The organism is Ensifer adhaerens (assembly GCF_000697965.2).
GTDB classification, from domain to species: domain Bacteria; phylum Pseudomonadota; class Alphaproteobacteria; order Rhizobiales; family Rhizobiaceae; genus Ensifer; species Ensifer adhaerens.
This window is the reverse complement of sequence record NZ_CP015880.1, coordinates 2,788,228-2,795,000: the sequence shown is the minus strand read 5'-3', so window position 1 is coordinate 2,795,000 and position 6,773 is coordinate 2,788,228. Positions and strand designations below refer to the sequence as shown.

Annotated in this window: 4 protein-coding genes, 1 tRNA gene and 2 rRNA genes (1 of these 7 running past the window's edge); 6 read left to right on the top strand and 1 reads right to left on the bottom strand. The window is 58.2% G+C overall.

Annotated elements, in window-relative coordinates; translation table 11 throughout:
• The 4 genes from FA04_RS13555 to FA04_RS13540 form a co-directional block, all read left to right on the top strand.
• Positions 1-2,296: ribosomal RNA gene (locus tag FA04_RS13555) — 23S ribosomal RNA — on the top strand; it begins 500 nt to the left of the window's first position.
• 124 nt (positions 2,297-2,420) lie between these two features.
• Positions 2,421-2,535, top strand: a 5S ribosomal RNA gene (gene rrf / locus FA04_RS13550).
• 208 nt (positions 2,536-2,743) lie between these two features.
• A tRNA-Met gene (locus tag FA04_RS13545) sits at positions 2,744-2,820 on the top strand.
• Positions 2,821-3,077: 257 nt separating this feature from the next.
• Entirely contained in the window at positions 3,078-3,797 is a 720-nt protein-coding gene (locus FA04_RS13540; protein ID WP_034798949.1) for a hypothetical protein, read from the top strand.
• A gap of 304 nt (positions 3,798-4,101) precedes the next feature.
• Here the strand turns inward: FA04_RS13540 and FA04_RS13535 are convergent, their stop codons facing one another.
• On the bottom strand, positions 4,102-4,701 hold the full coding sequence (locus FA04_RS13535; RefSeq protein ID WP_051659468.1) for a TetR/AcrR family transcriptional regulator: 600 nt from the start codon (positions 4,699-4,701) through the stop codon (positions 4,102-4,104).
• Positions 4,702-4,798: 97 nt separating this feature from the next.
• On the opposite strand from FA04_RS13535, the gene FA04_RS13530 reads away from it, so the two are divergent.
• Both FA04_RS13530 and FA04_RS13525 read left to right on the top strand, forming a co-directional pair.
• Positions 4,799-5,587: an SDR family NAD(P)-dependent oxidoreductase gene (locus tag FA04_RS13530; protein WP_034798947.1), complete on the top strand. Its 789-nt coding sequence runs from the start codon at positions 4,799-4,801 to the stop codon at positions 5,585-5,587.
• A gap of 243 nt (positions 5,588-5,830) precedes the next feature.
• Positions 5,831-6,760: an aldo/keto reductase gene (locus FA04_RS13525; RefSeq protein ID WP_034798945.1), complete on the top strand. Its 930-nt coding sequence runs from the start codon at positions 5,831-5,833 to the stop codon at positions 6,758-6,760.
• Positions 6,761-6,773: the final 13 nt, after the last annotated feature.

Genomic DNA, 6,773 nt, shown 5'->3' with positions numbered 1-6,773 from the left:
CGTGAGGGAAAGGTGAAAAGCACCCCGACAAGGGGAGTGAAATAGAACCTGAAACCGGATGCCTACAAACAGTTGGAGCCCGCAAGGGTGACAGCGTACCTTTTGTATAATGGGTCAACGACTTAGTGTGACGAGCAAGCTTAAGCCGATAGGTGAAGGCGCAGCGAAAGCGAGTCTGAACAGGGCGTTCAGTTCGTCGCATTAGACCCGAAACCGAGTGATCTAGCCATGAGCAGGTTGAAGGTTGGGTAACACCAACTGGAGGACCGAACCCGCATCTGTTGCAATAGATTGGGATGACTTGTGGTTAGGGGTGAAAGGCCAATCAAACTCGGAAATAGCTGGTTCTCCGCGAAAACTATTTAGGTAGTGCGTCGACCGAATACCCTCGGGGGTAGAGCACTGGATGGGCTATGGGGACTCACCGTCTTACTGATCCTAACCAAACTCCGAATACCGAGGAGTACTAGTCGGCAGACACACGGCGGGTGCTAACGTCCGTCGTGAAAAGGGCAACAACCCTGACCTCCAGCTAAGGTCCCCAAGTCATGGCTAAGTGGGAAAGGATGTGAGGATCCCAAAACAACCAGGATGTTGGCTTAGAAGCAGCCATCATTTAAAGAAAGCGTAACAGCTCACTGGTCTAAATAAGGGTCTTTGCGCCGAAAATGTAACGGGGCTAAAGCCATGCACCGAAGCTGAGGATACGTCGCAAGACGTGTGGTAGCGGAGCGTTCCGTAAGCCTGTGAAGGGATACCCGTGAGGGGTCCTGGAGGTATCGGAAGTGCGAATGTTGACATGAGTAACGATAAAGAGGGTGAGAGACCCTCTCGCCGAAAGACCAAGGGTTCCTGCTTAAAGTTAATCTGAGCAGGGTTAGCCGGCCCCTAAGACGAGGCGGACACGCGTAGTCGATGGGAACCACGTTAATATTCGTGGGCCTGGTGGTAGTGACGGATCGCTTAACTTGTTCACACTTATTGGATTGTGTGGGCGGGGACGCGGTTCCAGGAAATAGCTCCACCGTATAGACCGTACCCGAAACCGACACAGGTGGTCAGGTAGAGTATACCAAGGCGCTTGAGAGAACTATGCTGAAGGAACTCGGCAAATTGCACGCGTAACTTCGGAAGAAGCGTGACCCCAAGGGACGCAAGTCTGTTGGGGTGGCACAGACCAGGGGGTAGCGACTGTTTATCAAAAACACAGGGCTCTGCGAAGTCGCAAGACGACGTATAGGGTCTGACGCCTGCCCGGTGCTGGAAGGTTAAGAGGAGGGGTGCAAGCTCTGAATCGAAGCCCCAGTAAACGGCGGCCGTAACTATAACGGTCCTAAGGTAGCGAAATTCCTTGTCGGGTAAGTTCCGACCTGCACGAATGGCGTAACGACTTCCCCGCTGTCTCCAGCATAGACTCAGTGAAATTGAATTCCCCGTGAAGATGCGGGGTTCCTGCGGTCAGACGGAAAGACCCCGTGCACCTTTACTATAGCTTTACACTGGCATTCGTGTCGGCATGTGTAGGATAGGTGGTAGGCTTTGAAGCAGGGACGCCAGTTCTTGTGGAGCCATCCTTGAAATACCACCCTTATCGTCATGGATGTCTAACCGCGGTCCGTTATCCGGATCCGGGACAGTGTATGGTGGGTAGTTTGACTGGGGCGGTCGCCTCCGAAAGAGTAACGGAGGCGCGCGATGGTGGGCTCAGACCGGTCGGAAATCGGTCGTCGAGTGCAATGGCATAAGCCCGCCTGACTGCGAGACTGACAAGTCGAGCAGAGACGAAAGTCGGTCATAGTGATCCGGTGGTCCCGCGTGGAAGGGCCATCGCTCAACGGATAAAAGGTACGCCGGGGATAACAGGCTGATGACCCCCAAGAGTCCATATCGACGGGGTTGTTTGGCACCTCGATGTCGGCTCATCGCATCCTGGGGCTGGAGCAGGTCCCAAGGGTTTGGCTGTTCGCCAATTAAAGCGGTACGTGAGCTGGGTTCAGAACGTCGTGAGACAGTTCGGTCCCTATCTGCCGTGGGTGTAGGAATATTGACAGGATCTGTCCCTAGTACGAGAGGACCGGGATGGACATATCTCTGGTGGACCTGTTGTCCTGCCAAGGGCATAGCAGGGTAGCTATATATGGAATGGATAACCGCTGAAGGCATCTAAGCGGGAAACCAACCTGAAAACGAGTATTCCCTTGAGAACCGTGGAAGACGACCACGTTGATAGGCTGGGTGTGGAAGTGCGGCAACGCATGAAGCTTACCAGTACTAATCGTTCGATTGGCTTGATCGTTCCCATTGCTCATGCTCATCTTCAGATGAGCGACGTGTTCAAAACAAAACGAGTTGGCTCGACCAACTCACCAGCTTCTCAATCCGGTTTGCGTCCGCTAGACGCAAATCTTGCGCTTTGCCGACCTGGTGGTTCTGGCGGGGTGGCTGCACCCGTTCCCATTCCGAACACGGCCGTGAAACGCCCCAGCGCCGATGGTACTTCGTCTTAAGACGCGGGAGAGTAGGTCGCTGCCAGGTCTGCAAAGCGCAAGATAAAATCCGGAAATCTTCTCGACACAAAACTCGGCCAAGCCGAAACGCAAGGGCCGCCACCAAGCGGCCTTTTTGCGTAGGTAAAATCGAAACACACAACGGGATTTTGCTTCGCAAAACCCGGACCGGAAAAAGCATAAACCGCCAAGCGGTTTACGCTACCGCGCCAAATCCCACAGGGATTTGCGCTGGACGCGGGGTGGAGCAGCCCGGTAGCTCGTCAGGCTCATAACCTGAAGGCCGCAGGTTCAAATCCTGCCCCCGCAACCAAATCAAAAAAAGCCCGCATGGAGAAATCCAAGCGGGCTTTTTGACGTTTGAACGGCGCACACAGGGGCGACCCTCATCGGGTTGAGAGGGGCGGCGGCGGTGGCGGCGTCGTCTGCTTCTATGACCGGCGTTACCCGTTTATTAAGACATACAATCGATAGTTGCTTTCATTCTTGATTCTCGCGATGGCATGAGGCCGTGCGCGCCCATTCGGCAGGCAGGTGCAGGAGCGCCGCCTTTGCCGCGGAGACCCACGCGTGACCACCATATCGCCGACGAGCAACGTTGCCTTGGAAATCCTCAGGCGGACAACGGCCGAGGCCGAGGAGAAAGCCGGTTCTGCCGACAGCGCGAACAGCATCCTCACGGCTGCGAACGGCGTTTCAGCGGAGCCTGGCAGAGCAGCGACGCAGGCGCAGGGTGCAATCAACAACAGCATGCTGGAGCTGAAGGCAAGAGCCGACGCTTTCGTCGGCACGGCACTGGAATTGCTGAACTCCGACCGTTTCAAATCCAGCGACCCCAATGTGAAGGCAGTGCTGAAGGAAATCCTCAACGAGCAGGGTGAGATTTTCGCCGGCCGGGTCGAGGCTGAACTGCTCAACAATCCCGGTCTCAGACACGAAGAGGCCATCGCCAATGCGCTGACTGCGACGGTGCGCGGCAATCGCAGCCGTTTTGCCGAAACCGAGATCGTGCTCGGTTATAAGCTGAAAGCCGCCGGCGACCAGTTGCATTATGTTGCCGATGCCGAAGGCCATAGCTCCGGTCAGTTCCTGGCGGATGCCCAGAACGAAGCGCGTATCGGTCTCGACATCGCACAAAAGGCGCGCGCCAATGCGAAGGACGATGCGGCGCTCGCGGCGGCTCTGAAGGCGGAGGAGGAAGCCGAGCGGATTTACCGGCGAACGCAGCAGTCGGTGAGTGACTGGAACGGCTATTGGACGAAGAAATTCGGCTGGCCGGAGGCCCGGTGACGGTGCGATAAGGGATCGCCGCCCGTGACGGGATAAGACGCGATGGGCGGATCGTTGGACAGGTTGCTCCGAGCTCGACCCGAGACGCGCTTTAACGGTTTGCCTTTGGGCGCTTCACGCCCCGCATCAACGATTCCCGTGTCTCGCCTTGGTATCGTTCCGGCGCAGTGATCTGCGAACGAATTCGATGCGTTGAGGATATGCCAAGCACGTAGCGCCGTTCCGCTCTGCCGCTTGCGCTCCAATATCTTGAATTGCCGCGCGCCGTGATCGCAAACCGCTGCGCATTTTTCCGCGACATGGTTCAGCTTCCGGCGTCGCTCTTGCCGTCGGAAGGACCTTGGCTTCTCAGCTTTCCGTGATCGCGGTCGGAAAGCCACACCCGCGTCTCATCGAGGATTTCCGTCGACAGGTCGGGATCGTCGGTCATCCGCGCCAGGATAAGCGCGCCGATCATGGCCGCAGAACTGCCGATTGCCGCGCGACGCTTCTCATGATCATCCGTGCCCGGCGCGATCTTGCCGAACCGGGCGAACTGGCGCTTGAGGACGTCCGTCATCTCCGACCGTGCGGAACCGGGCTGGCGGCTCACCTCCGACGCAAGGGCTGCAAGCGGGCAGCCGTGGCCGAAATCGTCCCGATGCTCCGGCGAAAGATAACGTCGGGCGACGGATGCAAGATCCACCGTTAGCGGCTCGGTTTCTCCCTGCAGACCGGCCAATGTCTGCGCGATCAGATCCTCCTTCGACTTGAAGTAGCCGTAGAAGCCGCCATGGGTGAGGCCTGCCGCCTTCATGACATCAGTAACGGTGACGGATTCGAAGCCGCGCTCCCGGAACAGCTGTCCCGCCGCCTCCAGAATTGTCTTCTTGTTCTCTTCGACCTGCTTCCGGCTCACGCGCATCATCGTCTCCTGAAATTTCGATTGACAATATACATGATAATCATCATATATCCAAATACATGATGGTGATCATGAATAAACTGAAGGAGCCCAATCGATGAGCAGGAAGCCAGTAGTCCTTGTAACGGGTGCCTCGACCGGCATTGGCGCCGTCTATGCGGAGCGATTTGCCCGTCGCGGTCATGATCTCGTTCTGGTCGCGCGCAATGCGGCGCGGCTCGACGCGCTCGCTGAGCGCCTCAAGAACGAAACCGGCGTGGCGGTGGATGTGGTGCCGGCGGACCTGACCGACGAGCAGGACCTCGCCAAGGTCGAGCAGCGGCTGCGCGAAGACCGGAGCATCGGCGTGCTGGTCAACAATGCCGGGACGTCTATCCCCCGAGGCTTTCTTCAGCAGCAGAGCGAGGACATCTCGAAGCTGATCGCGCTCAACGTAACGGCAGTCACCAGGCTCGCGCATGCGGCAGCTCCGGGGTTTGCGGAGAGAGGCGAGGGGGCGATCATCAACATCGCGTCGGTCGTCGGGCTTGCACCGGAGATGGGCGCAACCGTCTACGGCGCGACCAAGGCCTTCGTGCTGTTCCTTTCTCAAGGCTTGAATGTCGAACTCGCCACCAAGGGCGTCTACGTTCAGGCGGTGCTGCCCGCAGCGACGCGCACCGAGATCTGGGATCATGCCGGCGTCGATGTTGAGACGCTCTCCGGTGTGATGGAGGTCGGCGATCTCGTCGATGCGGCGCTGACCGGCTACGATCGACGCGAGTTGGTAACCATCCCGCCGCTTCCCGATGCCGGCCAGTGGAACACCCTCGATGCGGCACGGCAGGCAATGCTGCCGAATTTTGCACAGTCGTTGCCGGCCGAGCGCTATCGGTCCGCTGCCTGACCGGTCCACGCACGGGGCGGGCGTTTGACGTCCGCTCCGAACGCCTGCACCTGCTGGAGACGGTCGATGCTCGGGCCTTTCCGCTTGGGCACAGCAAGCCACATCGTTCCACGGTTTGCCCCAAAGGCGTTTGCCAAGCGCCCTCAGGCTGCTTAGAAATTGAGGATCAAAGATTTCGCAAGGCCGACGACTCCGTCCCTGCGCGAAAATCCTCCCTCGAAACGATGTTGATGGTGCGAGCCGATGAAAAGATTCAATCTGGGACCAACCGACCTTTCCGTTTCCTCTGCCGTTCTCGGCCTGATGCGGATTGCCGATCTCAGCGACGACGCCATAAGCCGGCTCTATGGGAAGGCACGGGACGTCGGCATCAACGTCTTCGACCATGCCGATATCTATGGCGGCGAACTGCATGCCTGCGAGCGCCGTTTCGGCGATGCGTTGCGGCTGAAGCCGACTGAGCGCGAACAGATCGTCATCCAGAGCAAGTGCGGTATCCGTCGCGGCTATTTCGATTTCTCCAAAGATCATATTCTGCAGTCGGTCGATAGATCGCTGGCGGCGCTGAAGACTGACTATCTCGATCTTCTCTTGCTGCATCGCCCGGATGCGCTGGTGGAACCGGAGGAGGTGGCGGACGCCTTCGACAAATTGCAGGCGGCTGGCAAGGTCCGGCATTTCGGCGTCTCGAACCACACCCCGCGGCAGATCGATCTTCTGAAGACCGCCGTCCGCCAACCGCTCGTCGCCAACCAGATCCAGCTCAGCATTGCGCATGCGCCTTCGGTCGCCTTCGGAATCGCCGCCAATATGGCAGGTCTCGAGCAATCGATCGATCGCGATGGGGAAGTGGTCGTCTATTCGCGCATCAACCGCATGACATTGCAGGCCTGGTCACCGTTCCAGCAGGGTTTCTTCGGCGGCGTGTTCGTCGGCGACGAGAAGAACTTTCCGGAACTCAACCGGTTGCTGGACGAACTCGCGGGCCAGTACGGGGTATCGGCTTCCGCGATCGCCTATGCCTGGATCGCCCGCCATCCGGCCAACATTCAGGTGGTGCTTGGAACGACAAGTCCCGAGCGATTGGCCGATATCGCGCCCGGCGCCGACATTACGCTGTCGCGCGAGGACTGGTATCGTCTCTTCACGGCAGCAGGACACGTGCTGCCGTGACCTCGTTAGGTCT